This is a genomic window from Hyphomicrobium zavarzinii ATCC 27496, assembly GCF_000383415.1.
Lineage (GTDB): Bacteria > Pseudomonadota > Alphaproteobacteria > Rhizobiales > Hyphomicrobiaceae > Hyphomicrobium_C > Hyphomicrobium_C zavarzinii.
Map to the genome: position 1 here is coordinate 296106 of NZ_KB911259.1, position 20479 is coordinate 316584.

The 20479-nt window shown below is 61.4% G+C and carries 24 protein-coding genes; 10 read left to right on the forward strand and 14 right to left on the reverse strand.

Annotated elements, in window-relative coordinates; translation table 11 throughout:
* Window positions 1-8: 8 nt before the first annotated feature.
* Genes F812_RS0115750 through F812_RS0115760 form a run of 3 tightly spaced genes read right to left on the reverse strand, consistent with a single transcriptional unit; the run spans window position 9 to window position 3264 of the window.
* Window positions 9-857, reverse strand: a complete 849-nt coding sequence (locus F812_RS0115750) for a UbiA family prenyltransferase (RefSeq protein ID WP_040498639.1) — start codon at window positions 855-857, stop codon at window positions 9-11.
* On the reverse strand, window positions 854-2053 hold the full coding sequence (eboE, locus tag F812_RS0115755) for a metabolite traffic protein EboE (protein ID WP_026868179.1): 1200 nt from the start codon (window positions 2051-2053) through the stop codon (window positions 854-856). The genes F812_RS0115750 and eboE overlap by 4 nt, the downstream gene beginning before the upstream one ends.
* Window positions 2053-3264: a 3-dehydroquinate synthase gene (locus F812_RS0115760; RefSeq protein WP_245257689.1), complete on the reverse strand. Its 1212-nt coding sequence runs from the start codon at window positions 3262-3264 to the stop codon at window positions 2053-2055. Before F812_RS0115760 ends, eboE begins: the two co-directional genes overlap by 1 nt.
* A 576-nt stretch (window positions 3265-3840) precedes the next feature.
* On the opposite strand from F812_RS0115760, the gene F812_RS0115765 reads away from it, so the two are divergent.
* From F812_RS0115765 to F812_RS0115795, 7 genes are all read left to right on the forward strand, one after another.
* Entirely contained in the window at window positions 3841-5199 is a 1359-nt protein-coding gene (locus tag F812_RS0115765) for a PQQ-dependent sugar dehydrogenase (protein ID WP_245257690.1), read from the forward strand.
* A 108-nt stretch (window positions 5200-5307) separates the two neighbouring features.
* On the forward strand, window positions 5308-5766 hold the full coding sequence (locus F812_RS0115770) for a c-type cytochrome (protein WP_198011210.1): 459 nt from the start codon (window positions 5308-5310) through the stop codon (window positions 5764-5766).
* Between the two features lie 17 nt (window positions 5767-5783).
* Window positions 5784-7160: an alkaline phosphatase family protein gene (locus F812_RS0115775; protein WP_026868183.1), complete on the forward strand. Its 1377-nt coding sequence runs from the start codon at window positions 5784-5786 to the stop codon at window positions 7158-7160.
* A complete protein-coding gene (gene idi, locus F812_RS0115780; RefSeq protein ID WP_020086953.1) occupies window positions 7144-7704 on the forward strand; it encodes an isopentenyl-diphosphate Delta-isomerase in 561 nt (186 codons plus the stop codon). The genes F812_RS0115775 and idi overlap by 17 nt, the downstream gene beginning before the upstream one ends.
* A gap of 36 nt (window positions 7705-7740) precedes the next feature.
* Window positions 7741-8202: a GAF domain-containing protein gene (locus F812_RS24225; protein WP_020086954.1), complete on the forward strand. Its 462-nt coding sequence runs from the start codon at window positions 7741-7743 to the stop codon at window positions 8200-8202.
* A gap of 8 nt (window positions 8203-8210) precedes the next feature.
* Window positions 8211-8936 (forward strand): TVP38/TMEM64 family protein, encoded by a 726-nt coding sequence (locus F812_RS24230; RefSeq protein ID WP_020086955.1) that lies wholly within the window; start codon window positions 8211-8213, stop codon window positions 8934-8936.
* 138 nt (window positions 8937-9074) lie between these two features.
* The gene (locus F812_RS0115795; RefSeq protein ID WP_198011211.1) at window positions 9075-10283 is read left to right on the forward strand and encodes an NAD(P)/FAD-dependent oxidoreductase; all 1209 of its coding nucleotides are present in this window, start codon (window positions 9075-9077) and stop codon (window positions 10281-10283) included.
* Here the strand turns inward: F812_RS0115795 and F812_RS0115800 are convergent.
* Both F812_RS0115800 and F812_RS0115805 read right to left on the reverse strand, forming a co-directional pair.
* Window positions 10280-10462: a hypothetical protein gene (locus tag F812_RS0115800; protein ID WP_020086957.1), complete on the reverse strand. Its 183-nt coding sequence runs from the start codon at window positions 10460-10462 to the stop codon at window positions 10280-10282. The genes F812_RS0115795 and F812_RS0115800 overlap by 4 nt on opposite strands.
* Window positions 10446-10766 (reverse strand): hypothetical protein, encoded by a 321-nt coding sequence (locus F812_RS0115805; RefSeq protein WP_156827458.1) that lies wholly within the window; start codon window positions 10764-10766, stop codon window positions 10446-10448. Before F812_RS0115805 ends, F812_RS0115800 begins: the two co-directional genes overlap by 17 nt.
* A gap of 222 nt (window positions 10767-10988) precedes the next feature.
* Here F812_RS0115805 and F812_RS0115810 point away from each other — a divergent pair, with 222 nt between their 5' ends.
* Complete coding sequence (locus F812_RS0115810) at window positions 10989-11897, forward strand: DMT family transporter (RefSeq protein ID WP_020086959.1); 909 nt, start codon at window positions 10989-10991, stop codon at window positions 11895-11897.
* Between the two features lie 12 nt (window positions 11898-11909).
* Here the strand turns inward: F812_RS0115810 and F812_RS24235 are convergent, their stop codons facing one another.
* The 4 genes from F812_RS24235 to F812_RS24240 all read right to left on the reverse strand — a co-directional run bounded on the left by F812_RS24235 (window position 11910) and on the right by F812_RS24240 (window position 14133).
* Complete coding sequence (locus F812_RS24235) at window positions 11910-12431, reverse strand: hypothetical protein (protein WP_198011212.1); 522 nt, start codon at window positions 12429-12431, stop codon at window positions 11910-11912.
* 183 nt (window positions 12432-12614) lie between these two features.
* A complete protein-coding gene (locus tag F812_RS0115820) occupies window positions 12615-12845 on the reverse strand; it encodes a hypothetical protein (RefSeq protein WP_020086961.1) in 231 nt (76 codons plus the stop codon).
* 166 nt (window positions 12846-13011) lie between these two features.
* Window positions 13012-13143, reverse strand: a complete 132-nt coding sequence (locus F812_RS27150) for a hypothetical protein (RefSeq protein ID WP_271030286.1) — start codon at window positions 13141-13143, stop codon at window positions 13012-13014.
* A 471-nt stretch (window positions 13144-13614) separates the two neighbouring features.
* Window positions 13615-14133, reverse strand: coding sequence for a cupin domain-containing protein (locus tag F812_RS24240; RefSeq protein ID WP_020086963.1), 519 nt, complete (start codon window positions 14131-14133; stop codon window positions 13615-13617).
* A 335-nt stretch (window positions 14134-14468) separates the two neighbouring features.
* Between F812_RS24240 and F812_RS0115835 the strand changes: the two genes are divergently transcribed.
* Window positions 14469-14732: a DUF1488 family protein gene (locus tag F812_RS0115835; protein ID WP_020086964.1), complete on the forward strand. Its 264-nt coding sequence runs from the start codon at window positions 14469-14471 to the stop codon at window positions 14730-14732.
* Window positions 14733-14914: 182 nt separating this feature from the next.
* Here the strand turns inward: F812_RS0115835 and irrA are convergent, their stop codons facing one another.
* The 5 genes from irrA to F812_RS0115865 form a co-directional block, all read right to left on the reverse strand.
* Window positions 14915-15418: an iron response transcriptional regulator IrrA gene (gene irrA / locus F812_RS0115840; RefSeq protein WP_020086965.1), complete on the reverse strand. Its 504-nt coding sequence runs from the start codon at window positions 15416-15418 to the stop codon at window positions 14915-14917.
* A 44-nt stretch (window positions 15419-15462) separates the two neighbouring features.
* Window positions 15463-16539, reverse strand: coding sequence for an NADH:ubiquinone reductase (Na(+)-transporting) subunit F (locus F812_RS0115845; protein WP_020086966.1), 1077 nt, complete (start codon window positions 16537-16539; stop codon window positions 15463-15465).
* A 48-nt stretch (window positions 16540-16587) separates the two neighbouring features.
* Window positions 16588-16995, reverse strand: a complete 408-nt coding sequence (locus F812_RS0115850; protein ID WP_020086967.1) for a group I truncated hemoglobin — start codon at window positions 16993-16995, stop codon at window positions 16588-16590.
* 76 nt (window positions 16996-17071) lie between these two features.
* Window positions 17072-18349 carry a fatty acid desaturase gene (locus F812_RS0115855; RefSeq protein WP_198011213.1) on the reverse strand — a complete coding sequence of 426 codons (1278 nt, stop codon included), beginning with the start codon at window positions 18347-18349 and terminating at the stop codon, window positions 17072-17074.
* 300 nt (window positions 18350-18649) lie between these two features.
* A complete protein-coding gene (locus F812_RS0115865; RefSeq protein ID WP_020086970.1) occupies window positions 18650-19279 on the reverse strand; it encodes a peroxiredoxin in 630 nt (209 codons plus the stop codon).
* 302 nt (window positions 19280-19581) lie between these two features.
* Here F812_RS0115865 and F812_RS0115870 point away from each other — a divergent pair, with 302 nt between their 5' ends.
* Window positions 19582-20202 (forward strand): FMN-dependent NADH-azoreductase, encoded by a 621-nt coding sequence (locus tag F812_RS0115870; protein WP_026868187.1) that lies wholly within the window; start codon window positions 19582-19584, stop codon window positions 20200-20202.
* Window positions 20203-20479: the final 277 nt, after the last annotated feature.

Sequence of the window (20479 nt, forward strand, 5' to 3'; positions counted from 1 at the left end):
TTCCCATCTCAGGTGCCTGGAACAACGCGCTGCAACGCCAGCGTCAAACAGAAGAAGGCGAGACAGACGAGTGCCAGCATCACGTTCCCATGCGCACTCGCGACGACGGCATCCACGAGCGCGATGGATGCGATCAGAAGACCGACAGCACGTTCCCGATCGCTCGCCAAACCCGACTTTGATCGAAACACCGCCCATCCGATTGCTCCAGTCGCAACCGCAGCCAGCAACGACGAAGCCATCGTGATCTCCCCATCGGCCAGTCCAAGCACGATCGGGGCTGCGAGAAGGGCGGCAGGCCAGAAGGTCGGCAGAGACCGGAAGGCCACGCCTTTCGCGACGAGCGTCAAACCGGCCACATAGAGCAGCAGCGCCAGCGCTGCGCCGATGATCGGCGCAGACAGCGCAGCCCCGGCCGCAAGCACGGTGCCGATATAAACAAGCGCGCGGCAGAGCCCCATGATTAGCGGCGAGATGGGGTTACCTTTGTGCCAAGCATCGTAAACGAGAATAGCGGCCGCGAGCGCGCCACCTGCGGCAGCCGCGCCGAGGCCGAACATGGAGAGTCCCGCCACGCCGCACGCGAGAAGCCCGCCGCCGATGCCCCACACCGCACCAGGGGAAATCTCACCAGACGGCAACGGGCGCTCAGGCCGGACGCGCGCATCGATCTCACGATCGAATGCATCGTTGAGGAACATGCCGCCCGTATAGAGCGCGGACATCGCGATCGCGACAAGCACGAGCTCGCTCATGCCGAGACCACCCGCCAGCACGGAGGCCGCCAGAACGTTGCTCCAAACCGTCGGCAGGTTGGAGATGCGCGCCAGCCGAAGTAGCGACAAGGTCGTGCTCACGCGCCGAGCTCCGCCCGCACCCACTGAAGCTCCCGCACGATATCGCCGACGATCTCGGACGATTTGAGCGCCTCGGGAAGAACGTTCCAGGTATAAGTCTCGACTTCGAGATGCGGCGAGATCTCCTGTGTCCTGCACAGAGCCAGAGCCTCGCGGAGGTTCTGCTGCGTGGAGCCGAGCGTCTCGAAACGGTCGACGAACACAGGCACGTGGCAGTGAACACGCCACTCTCCCCCGGCCGAACCCCGCCGCGCCGTAAGAAAGGCCTCGGGCAAATCCGTGTGGCGCGTAATCTCTCCGTTACGCCGCTGCACGGTTTGATGGAGGTAAATGCCATCGTCGAAGCGGCCGAGCAGCCGTTCGAAATGCGAGGCATCGCCCGTCGCGCTGAGCGCGGCGCTGAGTTGTAGCTTCGCAACCGCGATACCGGCCGCCCGCACCGCTGCGAGCGTCGGCGCGGTTTCCTCAAACGCCACCGCCGAATGACACACATCGAAGCAGAGGCCGATATGGCGTCTCAGGCTGGCTTCCGCTTCGGCTGCCGGCACCTCGGCCAACCGTGAAAAGAGCGCGCGCCCGGTTCCCGAAAAGATATGGTCTTGAAGAAAGCTCAGCGCCTCCGCCGTGGTTTCGAGGAAGCAGGCAGGCTCGGGCTCTATGGCAAGCGTGATCAACCGCCCCATCTCGCGAGAAATGCCGTAGAGATGAAAAGCCGCGCGTGCGAACCCCTCGGCAATGCGATCGACGTCGGCCTTGGTGGTGACGCCCGCTTTGAAAGCGCCCGGCACGGTACTGATGCTCGCTGTCATCCCGCCCGGAGCGATGTCTGAGAGGATATCGGCCACCAGATTGGTGAAGGCCAGCCTCTCGTGCGTGCGCCAGTCGGGCGCGTAGACCATCTCCTTTACGCGCGTGCCATGAAAACTTCCGTACGGAAACGCGTTGATCGTGAACACATAGAAGTCGCCGTCCGAAAGGAACTGCTTGAAGCGCGCGCGCACCGACGACTCGGATAGACCTGCGGCAGCCAACGCCGAGAGCCGCAGACCGACACCCATAGGCGCATCTGGAGAGACCTGCCGCTTCACCTCGGGAAGATAGCGCGCGAGCGCTGCCTCCACCTCCGGCCAGCTCTCTCCGGCATGAATGTTCGTGCAGTAGGTAAGATGCGGTCGTCCGGGAAGCGCAAGCTGCATCAGGCCCCGGCCTCCGCCCGCAGCCAATCCAGCGCATTTTCAACCAGCTCGGGATCCATGGTGTGAACTTCGACGCCGGTGCCGAGCTCGCTGAGAAGCGTAATGGTGAGCTCCCCGCCCAGGTGCTCGCGAAACTCCTCGAGGCCCTTGAGCAGAAGCCGGCGGCCACTGGCGTCCCGCCGGTCGGCAGCCTCATGCCAGAGCGCAAACCCGAGACGCTCGAGAAGGCGGGTCACGCGCTTCTCCTCACCTGCGGGAAGGTGACCTGCGAGCACGGAGTAGCGCGTATCGAGCGCAATTCCGATCGCGACGGCCTCGCCATGGCGAAGCTCGTAACCGGACAGCACTTCGAGCTTGTGCGCGGCCCAGTGACCGAAATCGAGCGGACGGACGCTGCCGCGCTCGAAAGGGTCACCTCCGTGCGCGATCTGGCGCATATGAAGAAGCGCACAATGACGGATGAGCTTATCGAGAGGCTCGGAAGCGAAAATCGCAAGCGCTTCCGCCTTCTCCTCGAGCCACTCGAAGAAAGACCTGTCGCGAATGAGCGCCACCTTCACCGCCTCCGCCATTCCCGCGCGCTTGTCGCGTCCTGGAAGCACGTCGATGAAAGCCGAGTCGTTGATCACGGCGTTCGGCGGAACGAATGTGCCGAGCATGTTCTTCATGCCGAAAGCGTTGATGCCGTTTTTCACGCCGACACCCGAATCGTTCTGGGCGAGCACCGTCGTCGGAATGCGAACGTGCCGTATGCCCCGGTGCGTCGTCGCGGCCGCATATCCCACGAGATCGAGCACCGCGCCGCCACCGACACAGACGACATAGGAATGGCGGTCGAGCCCGTCGCTTACGAACCGCTGCTGAAGCTCGGAGACGCGCCGCGGATCGTTCTTCACAGCTTCGCCCCCGGCGAGGCTCACGACAGGTCCGGCGAGCGAGAGGTTCGGGGTGGCATCGACGTAGGCCGCTATCCGCCGCTTGAGGTCCGGCATCTCGCGCTCGACGCCTTCGTCGACGACGAACGTCAACAGATTGGCCGCGCCCGCGCTTTTAGGGCCGATCAGATCCGCCAGCGTTCTATTCTCGACTGAAAAAACGTCCCGTGTAAAAAAAACGGGAAATTCATAAGAGACAGAGAAACGCTGCAAGAAAGTCCTTGCATTATTTTCGGCCCGCAATGGTGGAATGGCCAAAGCTAAATCTCGCGACACGACGTTTCCCCACAAAGCGCGTTTATTCTTAGTCAGAAGCCCTGAAGCGCCACGGGATCAAAGCCACATCGGAGGCCAGAATTTTTCCCGGCCATGCGACAGCTGTGTCCTTTGCGACCAGAGCGGACGGCTAAGTTCTGCTCCAATTACCGGGCGCTGGCAACACACAGACGCTCCCCAAATACAGCCCCCAGACGAGATCCAGGAGCCACCCCTTGCTTAAAATTGAGCCTCCCTGACGCCAATCGGGAATTAATCCCACAACACCGCCGGATAACTATCCATTGATTATTTTGACTACTTCCCGATTTGATATAATTTCCTGATATTCAAATTTTCTTGATTGCGCTAAATCAAGAACTAGTTGTTCTATAGGCGGCGCGCGCATTCATGCCGCACAATGCAAATGCAGTTTCGGCACTGCAGGTGCATTTCTTTGCGCAACGCAAAATAGTCCGCCGTCGCGCAAAACGCTTCGTATAGAAACAAAACTGTAAATGGGAGAACGTCCAAATGCGAATGCGGTTCTTAATGTCCGCGTCGATATTGGCGGCCGGCCTCCTCGGGACCGGGTCTGTGACCGCGGTCGCGCAGGAGGTTCCCAAGACGCCGGACCAAGTGGCTCGGCCGGGAGGGAAGCTGCCTGGAGATCCGAAGATTGCCGTCGTCAAGGTCGCCGAAGGCTTCCTTGATCCTGTAGGTGTTGCCTCTGCGCGAGACGGCACCGGACGCATCTTCGTGGTCGAACGCCAGGGCAAGATCAAAATCGTCAACAAGGATGGCAAGATCAACGAGAAGCCGTTCCTCGACCTGACGAAGAACAGCCCGCTCGGCAGCGAAGTGCAGACCGGCTTCGTGGAGCAGGGCCTCTGGGCCGTTGCCTTCCATCCGAAGTTCAAGGAGAACGGCCACTTCTTCGTGAGCTATGCGTCTCTGCCCTTCAACGGCGCGCACATCATCGCCCGTTACACGGTTGATCCGGCGAGCCCGGATGTCGTGTCGGTCGAGCATGCCAACAAGACCGTCAAGGTCATCATGAACATCCCGCAGCCGTACTACAATCACTACGGCGGCGGCATCCAGTTCGGACCCGACGGCAATCTCTACATCGGCAAGGGTGACGCAGGCTGGGAAGGCGATCCGCTCGACGCTGGCCAGCGCAAGGACGTGCTCTGGGGCAAGATGCTTCGCATCAACGTCGATACGCCCGATGACGTGGCATACACGATCCCCAAGGACAATCCCTGGGCCGGCGCCTATCAGGATCGCATGATGACGCTCTTCGGCATCACCGAGAAGGGCTTCTCCCAGATCCATATGGGCGCTCGGGGTGAATCGTGGGCCTACGGCCTGCGCAATCCCTACGCGTTCCACTTCAACGCCAAGACCGGCGACCTCTTCATCGCCGACGTCGGCCAGAACCATCTCGAGGAGATCAACTGGCAGCCCGCATCGAGCAAGGGCGGCGAGAACTATGGCTGGAAGCACAACATGGGCACCAACTGCCATCCGATGACTGGACCGGATGACAAGTGCCCGATCGTTGGCGTGCTCCCGGCTGCACAGTATCCGCACCAGGAGCCCTATCCTGGCGCCGAGAAGCTGAAGGACGGCTGGGGCTGCTCGGTTCAGGGTCTCGGCGTCGCGAACTACGGCGGCATGAACGGCGTGTTCCTGACCGGCGACTGGTGCTCGGGCCGCATCTTCGGCACCGGCTGGGATGGCAGCAAGTGGCAGCTCCAGGAGCTCGCCCAGACCGCGCTGCAGTTCACGGCCGGCAACACCGACGAGGACGGCACCGTGCTCGCAGTGAACTGCAACTGCTTCTACCTGGACGACAAGGGCGCTGCGGCCAACCCGCCGGGCGCGCTCTGGAAGATCCTGCCGGCCGACAAGGTTCCGGCTGGAGCGGAAGTCGCGAAGACGAAGAAGTAGTCAACACGTTTAGCCACGCAAAAAAGGAAGGCCCTTGCACCCCCCATGGGTGGGAGGGCCTTCCGCCTGAGAAGAGCCGAAGTTTCGATCAAACATGCGATGAGCGCCATGCTGCCTAAAACTCGGACGAAAGCACTCCTGACTGCCCTGACACTCGCTGCTGCCGCGGCGGCTGCGCCGGCTCTCGCCGACGTCGAGTTCCGCCACGCACTCGACGACTCCGCGCTCGATCTCTCCCCGATCAAAGGCGAGGAGATCACCGACGCCGTGAAGTCGTTCCGCAAGGATGGCGTCAATCCCTACAACGGCAACGCCGAGGCGCTGGCTGCCGGCAAGACAATCTACGAGGACAACTGTCAGGCCTGTCACCTCGACGACGGCCGCGGCGGCATGGGACCGAGCCTGATCGACAACGTCTTTGTGAACGCGCGCGCGAACACGGACGTCGGCATGTTCGAGATCATCCACTCCGGCGCCTCGGGCGCCATGCGATCGTTCTCCCAGCGCGGGGTGACGCAGGACCAGATCCTGAAGGTCATCGCCTATATCCATTCTCTCAAGAAGTAGGCCTAAGCCGGGAGACGATGCATCCTACCGTTGTCATTAACGTCGTTGGATTGACGCCGGCCCTTCTTGGCCCTCGCACGCCAAATCTGTCGCGTCTCGCCGCAAACGGCTGCCAGCGTCCTTTGCGGACCGTCACGCCGGCCGTCACCTGCTCGGCGCAAGCGACGTTCGTGACCGGCCTGCCGCCGAGCGAGCATGGCATCGTTGGCAACGGCTGGCTGTTCCGCGACCTGATGGAGGTCTGGCTTTGGCGCCAGTCCAACCGGCTCGTCGCGGGAGAGCGCGTGTGGGACGCCGCAAAGGCGCGAGACCCCAGCTTCACCTGCGCCAATCTCTTCTGGTGGTACGCGATGGCGGCTTCGACCGATATCGCCGTCACCCCTCGGCCGATCTATAAGGCCGATGGCCGCAAGCTCCCCGATTGCTATTCCGATCCGCCCGAGCTGCGCGACGAGCTTACGCGGAAGCTCGGCGCTTTCCCCCTTTTTCACTTCTGGGGACCGGCAACATCGATCGCGTCGAGCCGATGGATTGCGGACTCGGCAAAGTACGTGCTCGCGGCCAACGATCCGACCCTCACCCTCGTCTACCTCCCGCATCTCGATTACGGCCTGCAGCGTCTCGGACCCGACCACCCCGAAATCGCAAAGGATGTCGAGGAGATCGACACGGTCGTGGGAGACCTTATCGATACCGCGAAAGCTCAAGGCCGGCGCGTCATCGTGCTGTCCGAGTACGGCATCGTACCCGTCAACCGTCCCGTGCACATCAACCGCGCCCTTCGCGAGGCCGGTCTCCTGGCCGTGCGCGAGGAGGAAGGCGGCGAGATCCTCGATATTCCCCGCTGCCGCGCGTTTGCCCTCGCGGATCATCAGGTCGCGCATGTCTACGTGCGCGATCCGGACGATATTCCCAAGGCGCGCGAGGCGATCGAACGGCTGCCCGGCGTGGCCCATGTTCTCGACAGCCAGCAGCAGGCGAAGTGGAACCTCGACCACGAACGCTCCGGCGAGCTCGTCGCCATTTCCGCCGGCGATTCCTGGTTCACCTACTACTATTGGCTCGACGACGCCCGCGCGCCGGACTTCGCCCGGACGGTCGACATTCACAAGAAGCCGGGCTATGACCCCGCAGAGCTGTTCCTGGATCCAGGAATTCGCTGGCCGAAGCTCGCTATCGCATGGCGTCTCCTCAAGAAGGCGTTCGGATTTCGGACACTGATGGACGTCATCCCCCTTGATGCGTCCCTCGTGAAAGGCTCTCATGGACGAGCGGACGGCCCGGCGGCTCACGGACCGGTCTTCCTGTCGTCGGCGCCGCATCTCGTGCCGGAGGGCACCATCGATGCGCGTCAAGTGAAAGGGCTGATGCTCTCCCATGTCTTCGATCCATAACGAGCACTCTCTGCAGCCAACGAGCGAACATCTCATCCTCGTCGACGCGGACGACCGTGAGATCGGAACGGCCGAGAAGATCGATGCCCATCGTCGCGCGTTGCTCCACCGCGCGTTCTCGGTGATCGTTTGGGATTCGGAGGGACGCCAGCTCCTGCAGAAGCGCGCCGCGAGCAAGTATCATTCCGGCGGGCTCTGGACGAACGCCTGTTGCGGACACCCCCGGCCGGACGAGCCGGTCGCCGATGCCGCGCAACGCCGCCTCAGCGAGGAAATGGGCTTCTCCTGCCCTCTCGAATGGCTCGGCACCGTCCAATACCATGCCGCCTTCGACAACGGTTTGAGCGAGCACGAAATCGTGCATGTGTTTCGCGGCCGATATGACGGCCCCTTGCAGCCCGATCCTGCCGAGGCCGAGGATTATCGGTGGTCCTCGATCGAAGAAATCCGCAGCGACATCGCTGCCGAACCCGATCGCTTCAGCGTCTGGTACCTGCGCTACATCGCCGAGGAATGGCCCATGGCCCTGATGCCGCCTCGCTAGCCTCGGCTTCCTTGCTTCTCAAGAGGAATGCGAAACATGACGATCGAAACCGAACGAAGCGCTGCGCAGCACGCATCCTCCGCACTGGCCCGCATCGTGCGAGACTATGCGGCTGACAGCGGCACGATCCATTTTCTGGGCAATGACGGCTTGCTGCATCTCGCGGCCGCCTCTCAGGGCATGCCCGACCACGTCCTCGCGATCATAAAGACGATCCCCGTCGGCAAGGGAATGGCGGGCCTCGCCGTCGAACGCGCCAAGCCGGTCGATGCCTGCAACATTCAGACGGACACGAGCGGCGACGTGCGTCCTGGCGCTAAGGCGACAGGACTCGCCGGCTCGATCGTCGTTCCTATCTTCGATGGCGATACGGTCATTGGCGCCCTTGGCGTCGCCAATCGCTCCGAGCGCACGTTCTCCGAGAACGAGATCGCAGGCCTTGTCGACGAGGGCCGGAAGCTCGCGGCCGCGCGGCCCCGCTTATCAGGCGCCGATTGAGCAGGCCGATGCCCGGCGATGGCCTCGACATGGACCGTGAGGCCGCCGCGCGTGAACAAAACGCGCAGAAGTCTCCAGTGTCTTCATGGCCCCGTCGAGCGCGGAAGCTTGCGCTCCTTCTGCTCGTGATGATTGCGATCGTCGTAGTTCCGTTCCTGCTGTTCGGCGAGACGCTGGATCAGCTGGCTCGCGACATGATGATGAGCCCGCTTTCCCGGCCACTCGCCGCCGTCGCGGGATTTCTTCTGCTCGCCGCCGACGTCGTCCTGCCCATACCGTCGACCGTCGTGATCTCCATTCTTGGCGCTGTCTTGGGTATCGCGGGCGGAACACTCGTAGCCACCGCCGCGCTCACGCTCGGGTGCGCCTTGGGCTACTGGCTCGGACACCGCCTGGGCCACGACGTCACCGAGCGCATGATCGGACGCGAGGACTTTCAGTACCTGACACATCAGCTCGAACGCTATGGCTTGCTCATGCTCGTTCTTTGCCGTCCCGTGCCGGTTCTGGCTGAGGCCTCCGTCATCGCAGCGGGCGTAGCGGGTTTGCCTGCCGGACACGTTCTGGCTATCACGACTCTCGCTAACATCGGTGTCGCGGCGACCTATGCTTCGCTCGGATCGAGTGCGGAAACCGGCAGCGGACTTCTCGCTGCACTCGCAGCCTCCATCGGCCTGCCGCTCGTGGCCATGTTGACGGCCAAGACCGTGAGGCGCGCCACGCGCGCCCGTTGACGAAGGCTCGCGTCTTTTGGACGCGACGCATGCGCCGGTCGGCGTGCCCGCGCGAATGATCCTTCCCAGCGCGTGTCCGGAACCCGTCTGGATCTCGGACGTTATCCCGGCTGCCCAGCAGCCCAGATACACACCGACGTGCCAACTTCCCCAAAAGACCTGCGCGGCGGCGACCCGCTTTGGGCGGAGAGCCCCCGCATCACCGTTCGCCACCGGTCGCGGCTCGACAACGAGAGCTGTGACGTCGCTGTCGTCGGCGCTGGCATCAGCGGCGCCCTCATCGCGCTCAGCCTCGCCGAGAAGGGGCATGACGTGGTCGTGCTGGACCGCCGCCCGCCATGCCACGGCAGCACCTTGGCCAGCACCGCCATGATCCAGTTCGAGCTGGACACGACACTCGTGGATCTTGCCGAAAAAATTGGGGCGACCCCAGCGCGGCGAGCCTACCGGCGTTCCTACGCAGCGGTGAAGAAACTGGGAACACTCATCGAGCGGCATGGCCTGAGTTGTGCGTGGAAGGAACGCGACGCCCTCTATCTTGCAGGCGACGAACACGGGTGGCGCGCCCTCGAAACGGAGGCGAAGCGCCGCGCCAAGGCAGGGCTGCCTTCGACGTTTCTCGATCACGACACCCTTCTCGCGTCCTACGGAATCGAGCGGACAGGTGCGATCCTCTCTTCCGGTGCCGCAGAAGTGAACCCGGTGCAGCTCGCCGCCGGATGCCTGCGGATCGCTCAACGGTCCGGTGCGCGGCTCTACTCACCTTGCGAAGTCAAAAGCGTAAGAACGCGAAAGGATGGCGTCGACCTCGAGACGGCGGATGGCGCCAGTATCTCGGCCCGCCGCGTGGTGTTCGCAACGGGATACGAGGTCATACACGGGCTTCCGCGCGACCGCTTCGACATCATCTCGACATGGGCACTCGCCACCAATCCGCTCAACGCCGACGAGGTCTGGCCGGATCGCTGCCTGATCTGGGAGGCGTCCGACCCCTATCTCTACATGCGCATGACGCACGACAATCGCATCCTCGCGGGCGGCGAAGATTCGAAACTGATCGATGCTGACCGCCGCGATGCCGCCATTCCGAACAAGGCCGCACGCCTCCTCGCTAAGATCGAGAAGCTGCTGCCTGGCCGCAGGCTGAAAGTAGACTACGCATGGGCGGGCGCCTTCGCCGACAGCCCGACGGGCTTGCCCCACATCGCCCCACTCGCGAACCTGCCGCATTGCTTCGCCGTTCTCGGCTGCGGCGGCAATGGCATCACCTTCAGCGTGATCGCAGCCGATGTCGTCTCCGCCTGGGTCGAAGGACGAAAGGATCCCGATGCCGACTTGTACGTCTAAGCGCCTATGAGCTCCGCAACACGGCTGCCGGGTCCATCCGCGCGACCATCCACACCGGCACCGTCCGTGTTCACCACCGAGAACTCCGGCAGCAGCAGAACGACCGCTGTTCGATTGATCTGGCTCGGCGTATCGAAGACGCCGACGACCTTTACGATGTGTTCACCGCCGAGACGCACCCGCCGCCCCGGCAGAAGCGGACTTCCGGCCCTCAATGATCGACACCGAGTCCCAGAGGAACGAGCCGCCCTTCCAGCCCAGAACGGGAGCGGAATAGCTCTGCAGGATGGAGAGCAGACGGACCAGCATCGGCGAGGACTGGGCAACGGCCGGGTCCGGCGCGATGCGCGCCTCCACGCTCTCCGGGACGATGACCGCGGCATCCACGGAACGGCGCACGCCCAGAAATACCTCGACCTCACCGTGCTGCTCCCAATAGCGAACCGCGCCTAGTTGGCTGATCTCGCGCAACCCAATACGCACATCGAAAACACTCCGCCGCTGACATCAATCAGAGCATCCCTCACTGAACTCTGCTCCTATGGACCTCACAGGGCACAGCCGTTCGCCAGCGCGGGAGGGAAAGCGCCGGCGCCGCCGCAAGTGCCGTGCGACATCCACATAGTGCCAAACGGCACTATTGCGGTCGGTTTTTCGCCGACACGATATTGATAGAACGATGACGGGGTACGGGGCTCCACTCACATGGCCACCAGCACGATTGAAAGACCTGCGAATACGAAGCAGGATCTGCGCATGCGGCGGCTCGGCGTCGCTCTCGTTGCGGCGTCGGCGGTTTGTTGGAGCACCGCCGGTCTGTTCGTGCGCGTTGCCGATCTCGACTCCGCAACGCTCATCGTCTGGTCCGCCATCGCCGCGTGCCTCGGCCTCGGACTTGTCTGCGCGGTCCGCCTGGGGCGCAACTTTCTGCGTGAGATCGTCGGGATCGGCATATCCGGCGTACTCTACGTCACCGTCGCCGCTGTATGCAGCATCAGCTACATCATCTCGCTGCGCTACACGACTGTTGCCAACGTGATGACAATCTACGCAGCCCTTCCCTTTCTCGCCACGGCCATAGCGTTTTTCTGGCTACGCGAGCGGGTGAGCCGGCCCTTCGTGATCGCCGGTGCGTTCGCGATGGCCGGCGTCGCCATCACCGCGGGCGCGGCCGCCACCACGGACGACATCATCGGGCTCGTTGCAGGCTTCGTAATGACCGCGAGCTTTGCCGCCCAGCTCGTCTTCGCAAAGCGCTACCCCAAGATGGACATCCTTCTGGTGAGCGCGATTTCGGCAGGTGTGACAGCCATTATCGCCGCTCCGTTCATGAACACTGACGTGGTGCTCACGCCGATGCAGCTCACCGGCAGCGCGTTGTACGGGCTGATCCCCTATGGGCTCGGAACCGCGCTCGCCCTGGCCGGCGGGCGCCTCGTCAAATCGGGCGAGGCCGGATTCATAGCCATGCTCGACGTCGTGCTTGGTCCAGTCTGGGTCTGGCTCTTCTTCAGCGAGCAGCCGGCCGTCGAAGCCGTGATCGGCGGCACCATGGTGCTCTGCGCAGTCGCCTGGTATCTCTCGAAAGAAGGAAATCCTGCGAGCGAAGCGTAACGCGGGCCCTTTTCAAGGGGCGGCTGTTACGCCCAGATTGGTCTGGCGACATTGGCCGCCGAGATTTCGGAACTCGTTGCTCCGGATCCCGGCCTCCACCGGCAGGACACCCCGCGAGTCGAGTTTCAAGCCATAAAGCACGATGCGTGTGGCGCCATCCGGCGACGTGATCGTCGCCTCTCCGTCTTCGTTGAGGCCGTAGGTCCAGATCGGGCGATCATTGCCTTCGAACGCAGTCCGCGTGCCTTCCGCCGACACAAAGGCGCGTTGGAGAAAGCGGGGCGGCTCGCCCTTCGAAATCGCAGCATCGAAATAGAAGATGATAGCCGTGCTGTTATGCATAAAGGCCGTGAACGAACAATCGAGCGACGGCGACAGGATGTCTTCAGATGGCTTCTGACGCGTCTCCGCAGCCTTTGACGGAGGCGCGGAAGGCTCACCGGACGAATACACAGCAAAAAAGCCTACCAGAAGAGCGGTTGCGATCCCCGCCGCCATTAGAACCACGGATCTGCCGGATAGGCGCGCTTCCATAGAGAATGACTCCAATTGCCGTCGTCCGGCATCCTGCATACTCGCTCATAGCAGGATCCGTCCAAGGTGGGAGCCCAATTCTCGCCTCGTGTCACGGGAACAAATGGATCGCGACGAGCGCACCGGAATAATCACAACGGCATCGACGCTCATCGAAACTTGCAGAAACAAGCAGTACCAACCTCAGGATTTCTCTTCGTGCACGCTCTTCAACAGAGCGACGATCTCGCGGTAGCCTAGAGACGAAGATATCGAGACTTCCCCCGCTCGTCCGGCGCGCGTATCGAATTTCACGACATAGGCCTCAGACTGTTTGCGCGACGGAGTGATCTCCGCCTCGCCGATCTGCGCATCGTAGATTGCCTCCTTGATACGCTGGACGGCTTCTCTCATTGCGCCGCTGTTCTTGTCCATTCTCCGCCTTCCTCCTCCGATCGCCCAAAAACGCGCCTAGGCGCACCGGAGTACCTGTCCCTGCATCTCGCCGCGAACGGCGCAGCAAGGGGAACGGAGATTGCACGAACTCTTCAAAGGAGTGTGCTCCCCATTCCCCGTTGCGGGCTCCCGGCCCTCGGCTCGCTCAGCGCTGGAGCATCTGTTGGACAGATGCGATGAATTGCAGGATCGAATCCGTCGGCGATCCGTTCAACACGGAGGCCACCAGCCATGCCATTCCGCCAAACATCACGATCCCCAACAGCAGGATCGTCATCGACGGAGCCGTCTCGTGTGCTTCGCCGAACTCACGAAAGAACCTTCCCATATTCCCTCCCTTTTTTGATTGAGAATAGTGAAGAGGTAGGCATGGGGTCAGGCGCACCGTCAACACGTGGGAATTTCGGGGTAGGTACGCAATTGTCCTCACGTCGAAAAACTCCGCGATTTCACTCGCCGAGAACTCAGGCGCAGAGGGCGTTTATCCCCGCGGACAAAGCCTGCCTCTCAGCCCTCCTTCGAGGGTTCGAAAAAAATGCGGGGGCGCTGGCACAAGGCATCAGCGCCCCCGCAGGGCATCCTAAGGCAAATATCGACGACAGGATCGAAGCGACCTGCTGACCGCTGGCGCTAAGTCAGAAAAGGCACGAGAGCCCAACTGATAACCAGCGCAATGACAACCCCGTCAAGCGCTGCTCGCCGTCGCTGTGTTGCGGCTTGAAGCATGTGCTTCTCTCACTCTTACCGCTTACTTGGCCTCTGCAGCCTTGGTGGCAATGGCGTCGACCGGCTTCTCGAAGCCGATGAAGATGACGCACGCATCGGGTCCCTCGCACTTTGCGGAGTGGGGCATACCCGCCGGAATGAGCGTATAGGCGCCCTGATCGAGCGAAGCCTGACGGCCGCCGTCAAAGGTCACACTGAATTTCCCCTTCACCAGAACCACATGCTCCGGCGAATGATGCCAGTGCCCCTTCAGCTCGGTTCCAGGCGCCGCCCTGAGATAGACGTCAGCCGCTCCCTTTGCCGGATCTCCGCTCAACACCGTCACCTCGCAGCCGGACGGGAAGATATCGGGACACGGTCCCCACTTCAGGTTCTTGTCATCCGGCGAGGTGGTGATCAATTCGCCTACGACCTGCGGCGGCGCCCCGTGATTGTCAGCGCTCGCCGACTGCAGACCGACGCAGGCGCCGGCCAACCCAGCGAGCACACCCAGAGCCAAACGAGATACGCCGGTGCGGGCGCGGATCCCCTGTCGAACCATTGTGAGTTCCTCTCCTCAATATTTCTGTCTCCACCCATCATCCGTTTCGCTCGAGATGGGCAGATCGCGCTCACGCGACAGCCGAAATATCGGGCCGATTAAGCGGCCGCGAAATACGCTTGTCTGCGCGGCGGGTCGCGTAGTTCTACTTGCAGCGGCAGGAAGAAAATTCGATTGATCGCGGCCCGTCGAACGCGCTTTTTCAGTCTCGTCTGTTACGGCAAATCCCGGCGACGAAACGTTCGAGGCCCATCTAAAAAAAACTCCCGCGCGGCAAGCAGGATCACCCGCCTGCGAACCCGCATCACTCATGAACGAAGGAACCCATCCATCCCATGCCACTCACGCCTAACGAAGAATCACCCGTCGTCGAGGGCCTCGCGGTCCGCTGGACCATGTCTAACGGAGCAAAGCGCCAGGTTTGCTGGGTCCGTTCCGCCGCGCTCGAAAAGCTCGAAGGCAATCCCGATCTAGAAAGGAGCGCATTTCTCGATGCCTTCAACAGGCATCGCGCGCTGCTGGAGGCAACCGCGAGCGACATCTTCGACAAGGGCAAACTTGACGGGCCGAACGTGATCGTTCGCAAGGAGAACATCTAGACTGCCCGAGTTGGCTTCCATCGCCCCCCTCGTTAGGACGGCCGCCGACGGGGCACTAGACGCAGACACCGTCGATGCTCATTCGCGCAAAAAAAAAGGCCGAGAGCTCGCTCATTGCGGGCACTCGGCAGGAAGGACACGATGAGAGGGGAAGCACCTTGCCAGCTTTACGCTGGCCGTCTCTAGTCTTCGCGCCTCCTCAGGCGCAGCACGACCTCAATTCTGGCGATCTCCATGCCTGCAGGCAGCGGCGGGAGATGATCGATGGAAAGATAGCCTGACGGAACATCGACGATGCAGTCGTCCTCTTCCATCAGAAGGTGATGGTGCTCGGACACGTTGGTATCAAACCAGGCTTTCGCCGTGTCGGTTGCCAGCCTCCGAAGAAGTCCGGCGTTCGTGAACTGCTGAAGCGTGTTGTACACAGTCGCGAGCGAGACAGGGATCTCCACGCGCATGGCTTCTTCGTACAGCATGTCAGCCGTCGTATGGCGGTCGCCTTTTCCGAAAAGAAGCTTCGCGAGTTCCATCCGCTGACGCGTCGGCCTGAGACCGGCATCACGCAGCTTCGTTCCGAGATCCCGAGACACGCAGGGCGACGTGCAAAAGGCGCACTTCAATTTGAGGCCAGCCTCGAAGCTGTCAGCTCCACTGTTGCAGTCAGGCATGTTGGTCAGATTGTCCATCCTGAGTTCCCCCTTTTCTTGTTGCCTTTCATGGTCTGGGCGACTTAGGCCCGTCCGCCGGGCATCGAAGATGCATCAAGGAATTTGTCGAAGAAGATTCGCTGCTCGCCGATGCCGAGCGCCTTGAGGCGGCTGACCGCTGCATCCACCATGACCGGCGGGCCGCAGAGATAAGCCTGCCCATCGGACGCCTCCAGCATCCCTTCGGCTATGGCGTTGGGACAGTGCCCGGTCGCGCCATCCCATCCATCGGCGGCCGTCTCCTGAGAAAGCACCGGAAGGAAGGAAAACTGACCATTGAGCTGCTTCGAATACTCTTCGATCTCGTCGAGGCAATAGAGATCATTCCGCGTGCGCGCTCCGAAGATCAGGGTTACCTTCCCCTTACGACCTTCATCGATGAACTGTTGCATGAGAGCGCGGATCGGCGCCAGGCCGCTGCCTCCCGCGACGAGCAGGATCGATCCCGAAGGCTCCCGCAAATAGAAGGATCCATGCGGCCCCTCGAGGAGCACGCGATCGCCTCTCCGGTCACCGGTATGCAGCCATTCGGTAAGGGATCCGTTAGGCACGCGGCGAATGAAGAAGCTGACGTTGTTGGGCTTCTCATGCGAGGGCGAACGCGAGAACGAGTAGGATCGCGCCTTGTCGATGACGCCGGGAATGGTCACGTCGGCATATTGTCCGGGGAGGTAATCGGTGAGAGCCGCCTCGAGCTCGATCCCCACGTCGAGGATGTCGTGCGTCAGCTTTTCGACCCTCGAAATCCGCCCTTCGATGCGCCGCGACTTCGCGAGCTCCACCCCGTTTGCCTCGAGCGGAACCTCAACCTCGATATCGCTGCGAAGCATCGTCTGACAGGCAAGGATGTAGCCTTGGTCCAGCTCCTCGCCTGTCAGCACGTAGCTGAAATCGTTTAGCGGCTTGATTTGACCGCTCACGAGCTTGCACTTGCACGAACCACAACTTCCAACGCGACAATTGTAGGGCCAGTTTATCCCATTCTCCAACGCGACCTTGAGAAGGTTCTCCGACGACCCGCCCTTGACGGAAATCGTCTTCCCCAGGGGCGAGATCGTGGCGTTGAAAGGACCTTTGTTCTTTTTGAAGAAACCAAACATTGCGGCGTTCCAGTGCTCCGATGAGAGGGCGTTGCGGTCGGGCGTGCTCTAGAGATGAACGACCTCCGGCTTCATCGAATACAGAATGCAGAGGATCTCATCCCTCTCGCGCTTACCGACCTTGCAGCGGTCAAGCGCGTCGAGCACGTCGTCACAAACCGCAACGAACTCCGCTTCGTTGATGTTCATGCCCGTATGAGTGGTGATCATGTCCTTGCCGGTGTACGTCTCGGGCCCGCCAAACCCGGCGCAGCACATCTCCGTCACGAGGCGCTTCACCTCAGTCGGGTTGCTCCGGACGTAACGCTGTTTGACGAGGGGATTTGACGTGTGGTTCTGCCAAATGATCTCCACGATCTCCTCGATGCGAGGACGGCCTCCAAGCCGCTCGTAGAGCGTACCGGCCTGCTGGTCAGAGTTGAGAACTGGCGCTTCCGCCGCAGATGCTTCCGACATTTGCAATATTCTCCCTGAATGCGATCCGCCATTTTGGCGGATCGCGTTTTGTTGTTGTCGTAGTCTGGATAGGAGGTCAGCTCACGTAGCTGACTTCGAGGCGCTTACCTTCGACCTTGCGCGGGTCGATGTCGTAGCCGACGGCCTTGTTGATCTTGGCTGCGATCTTGCGCTCCTCGGGGGTCGCGAAGTCGCGGTCCCAGATGGCAAGCTTGCGGCGCATGATGTAGTGCCAGAGCGGCGGGAACAGAGCGATCACGAACTCGGTGTAGTAGCCGATGCGTGCGTTCGGCGCGCCCGTGGGAGGACCACCCACGCCGGTGAGCTCCCAGAAGTGGGTCTCGCCGCGATCGTGGTGATCAGCCTGACGGCCAATCTCGATGAAGGCCCAGCCGGTGAAGATCGTGTCGTTGTCCCAAGAGTGGCGATACTCGATGGGTTCGCCCTTCACGCGGATGAGACCGTAGTGCTCCATGTAGTTGAGCGCTTCGAGCTCGAAGTTCGAGATGATCCAGACGACCAGCATCGCGGCGAGACCAATGAGGACGCCCGTCGCATCGCCGCTGCCGAGGTAGCCGGCTCCGGCGAACAGAGCCACCGTCGGAATGCTCATGAGGTAGCCGCGGATCCAGCGGTTCGAGAGCGAGAAGAACGACTTGCCCATACGCTTCAGGCGCTTGCTCTCGGTAAGGATGCCGAAATACGACTGGCCGATATGCGAGACGATGAAGTGCGTGTAGATCGAGCGGCCACGCGGAGCCGTCGCCGGATCCGTGTCGTCACCCATCTTGTTGCCTTCCGGTCCGAGCCAGGCGCGGCCGAGTTCCAGGTGATGGTTGTAGACATGCGCAAAGCAGAAATGCGCAGTGCCGGAGAGTGCCATCATCCAACGCGAAACCAGGAAGCCGAAGCCCTTCGTATGAGAAAGCTCATGGCCGAAGATGATGCCGAGGCCCTGATGCATGCCCGCGCCGATGGTCGCTGCGATCAGCGTCACCGTATCGATGCCGTTCATGTACTCGAAGCCGTTCCACGTCATCGTCTCGATCGGAACGCCAGCGACGTACTGATAGACGCGCCAGGCGAGCGCAAGCTGAAGTCCGATGAAGGTGATCAGCTGAACGTACATCATCGAGTTCAGAATGGCGGGAATGCCCGATGCCGATCCATCCTTGTCGGATGCAGCGCCACGAAGATGGAACGGAGACGAAAGAGTGTCGACGATGATGTTGACGGCAAAGATGCCAATGCCGAGCCAGGCCCATTCGCCGCCCTTGAGAATGCCAAGGGTGCATGCGAGCACCCCGAGCGGGGTGTACAAGTACACCAGGTGACCAAGTATCAATTTCTTCATTTCATTCTTTCCCTTCTTGCCGAATTCCGCCACATCTGCAGCAAGTTCGCGCTGACCTTTTTTTTGCCATCAGCGGGCGAATAAACTTTTTCGCTCTCGCTGATCAGCCACTGCAATTCCACCTATACATTTTGGCTACGCTCGTTTTCCATGCGTGAGATTACGCCCTCTCGCGTAGTCTCACGTCCGATGCGGCGTCTAACCGGAATGGCGCTGCGACGGCGCATTTCGACTGCACGCTGAAACAGAGCGAGCGTGACAAACAGGGCGGCAATTGCCATTGCTGTTGTGAGCAAGCGATTACTCCGCCAGCTCGACAATCCGCAGATAGGGCTTGAGCTCCTTCCAGCCCTGCGGGAACAGGTCCTTCGCCTGCTCGTTAGAGATGCTTGGCGGGATGATTGCCGCCTCACCCGGCTTCCAGTTGACGGGCGTTGCCACTTTGTGGCGATCCGAAGTCTGCAGGCTGTCGACGACGCGAAGGATCTCGTCGAAGTTGCGCCCTGCGCTCGGCGGATAGGTCATCGTGAGACGCACCCGCTTGGACGGATCTATGATAAACACCGAACGCACGGTGATCGTCGGATCGCAATCAGGATGGATCATGCCGTAAAGCTTGCTGACCGCGCGGTCCGCATCGGCAAGCACAGGGAAATTCAGGCACTGCCCCTGCGTTTCCTCGATGTCCTTTTCCCAACCGATATGGTTTTCGCCGGTATCGACCGAGAGACCGATGACCTTGACGTTGCGCTTTTCCCATTCCGGCATCAGGCGAGCGGCCGCGGCCAGCTCTGTCGTGCACACCGGGGTGTAATCCTTGGGATGGCTGAAAAGGATACCCCACGAGTCTCCCAGCCATTTATGGAACTCGATAACGCCGCGACTGCTCTCTTGCTTGAAGTCCGGCGCGATCTGACCGAGCGATATCACTGTCTGTAACTCCTTGGATTCAAGTTTCCTGACACCCCGACAGCGAGACGGTTCACCCGTGAGCGCGCACGCGTGCGATTGCCTCCGCCGTCATTACAGGGTGCTGCGATCGATACATTTGAGATATTTGGCGGGCTACCCGTTAGATTACGGGCGTGCACGTAGTTACCCGTCCTGCCGGATACCCGCCGCCTATGGTGTTATGCGCACGCCGCGTCACACCTCCTGCACATCTCGAGCAGACGCCGGCTTTCGGACTCACGTCGCGCAAAGCGCGCTAACAACTCATCCAAGGGACGGAAATGACTCGATTGCTTTACATCCAGGCGTCACCAAGAGGAGAGCGCTCTGCCTCGGCTCACGTCGCGCAGGCCTATATCGAAGCCGTAAAAAAGAAAGGCAGTGTTGAGGTCGATACGATCGACGTCTGGAATGACGAGCTGCCTCCGTTCAACGGCCCCGCATTGGACGGCAAGTATGCCGGCCTCGCCGGAACGCCTCTCACCGACGAGCAGACCGCGGCTTGGGCAGCAATCCACAGCCTCGGCGAGCGGTTCAGGAAGGCCAATCAGATCGTCGTTGCCGTTCCCATGTGGAACTTCGGAGTTCCCTACAAGCTCAAGCAGCTGATCGACCTCGTCACGCAGAAGGACGTGACGTTCCTGTTCGGCGCGAACGGCTTCGACGGAATGCTGAAAACTCAAAAGGCCGTTCTGGTTTGCGCGCGCGGCCTCGGCTACGGCGAAGGCGGGCTCCCTGAAGCGCAGTTCGACTATCAGAATGCCTACTTGAAGTCTTGGCTCACCTTCCTCGGCATCACCGACATCCACACCATCAAGGTCGAGAAGACGCTGCTCGGCGACGCCGAGCGTGAGGCCTCTCTCGCCAAGGGCACGGCGGAAGCGGCAGCCCTCGCCGCATAGCTCAGCCCGATAGCTCTGGCCACGCAAGCGCCACCCGTGTTCATGCAGCACGGGTGGCCTTTTTATCCTGGACAGTGCGGGCTCCACACCGCCCATCCCGCCGCGGGAACCTGCGAAAATGGAGCGGCAAACCACGTAGTACTACGTGTTCCAAGTCAATTTTCACGCGATTATTCTCAAGCAACCCGCAACATTGCGTCCGAGCATACGTTTCCCGTGCGCTTTACAAAGGGGACTTGCCGTTGATTATAGACCGACCGCTCATATTGGGTGGAAT

Excerpts from the sequence above, each read along its gene's own strand:
- F812_RS24230 (WP_020086955.1), top strand. The coding sequence starts at position 8,211 with ATGCCCGGCGATGGCCTCGACATGGACCGTGAGGCCGCCGCGCGTGAA.
- F812_RS0115770 (WP_198011210.1), top strand. The coding sequence starts at position 5,308 with ATGCTGCCTAAAACTCGGACGAAAGCACTCCTGACTGCCCTGACACTC.
- F812_RS0115775 (WP_026868183.1), top strand. The coding sequence starts at position 5,784 with ATGCATCCTACCGTTGTCATTAACGTCGTTGGATTGACGCCGGCCCTT.
- F812_RS0115870 (WP_026868187.1), top strand. The coding sequence starts at position 19,582 with ATGACTCGATTGCTTTACATCCAGGCGTCACCAAGAGGAGAGCGCTCT.
- F812_RS0115845 (WP_020086966.1), bottom strand. The coding sequence starts at position 16,539 with ATGTTTGGTTTCTTCAAAAAGAACAAAGGTCCTTTCAACGCCACGATC.
- F812_RS0115835 (WP_020086964.1), top strand. The coding sequence starts at position 14,469 with ATGCCACTCACGCCTAACGAAGAATCACCCGTCGTCGAGGGCCTCGCG.
- F812_RS0115850 (WP_020086967.1), bottom strand. The coding sequence starts at position 16,995 with ATGTCGGAAGCATCTGCGGCGGAAGCGCCAGTTCTCAACTCTGACCAG.
- eboE (WP_026868179.1), bottom strand. The coding sequence starts at position 2,053 with ATGCAGCTTGCGCTTCCCGGACGACCGCATCTTACCTACTGCACGAAC.
- idi (WP_020086953.1), top strand. The coding sequence starts at position 7,144 with ATGTCTTCGATCCATAACGAGCACTCTCTGCAGCCAACGAGCGAACAT.
- irrA (WP_020086965.1), bottom strand. The coding sequence starts at position 15,418 with ATGGACAATCTGACCAACATGCCTGACTGCAACAGTGGAGCTGACAGC.
- F812_RS0115820 (WP_020086961.1), bottom strand. The coding sequence starts at position 12,845 with ATGGACAAGAACAGCGGCGCAATGAGAGAAGCCGTCCAGCGTATCAAG.
- F812_RS0115810 (WP_020086959.1), top strand. The coding sequence starts at position 10,989 with ATGGCCACCAGCACGATTGAAAGACCTGCGAATACGAAGCAGGATCTG.
- F812_RS0115855 (WP_198011213.1), bottom strand. The coding sequence starts at position 18,349 with ATGAAGAAATTGATACTTGGTCACCTGGTGTACTTGTACACCCCGCTC.
- F812_RS24240 (WP_020086963.1), bottom strand. The coding sequence starts at position 14,133 with ATGGTTCGACAGGGGATCCGCGCCCGCACCGGCGTATCTCGTTTGGCT.
- F812_RS24235 (WP_198011212.1), bottom strand. The coding sequence starts at position 12,431 with ATGGAAGCGCGCCTATCCGGCAGATCCGTGGTTCTAATGGCGGCGGGG.
- F812_RS27150 (WP_271030286.1), bottom strand. The coding sequence starts at position 13,143 with ATGACGATCCTGCTGTTGGGGATCGTGATGTTTGGCGGAATGGCATGG.
- F812_RS24225 (WP_020086954.1), top strand. The coding sequence starts at position 7,741 with ATGACGATCGAAACCGAACGAAGCGCTGCGCAGCACGCATCCTCCGCA.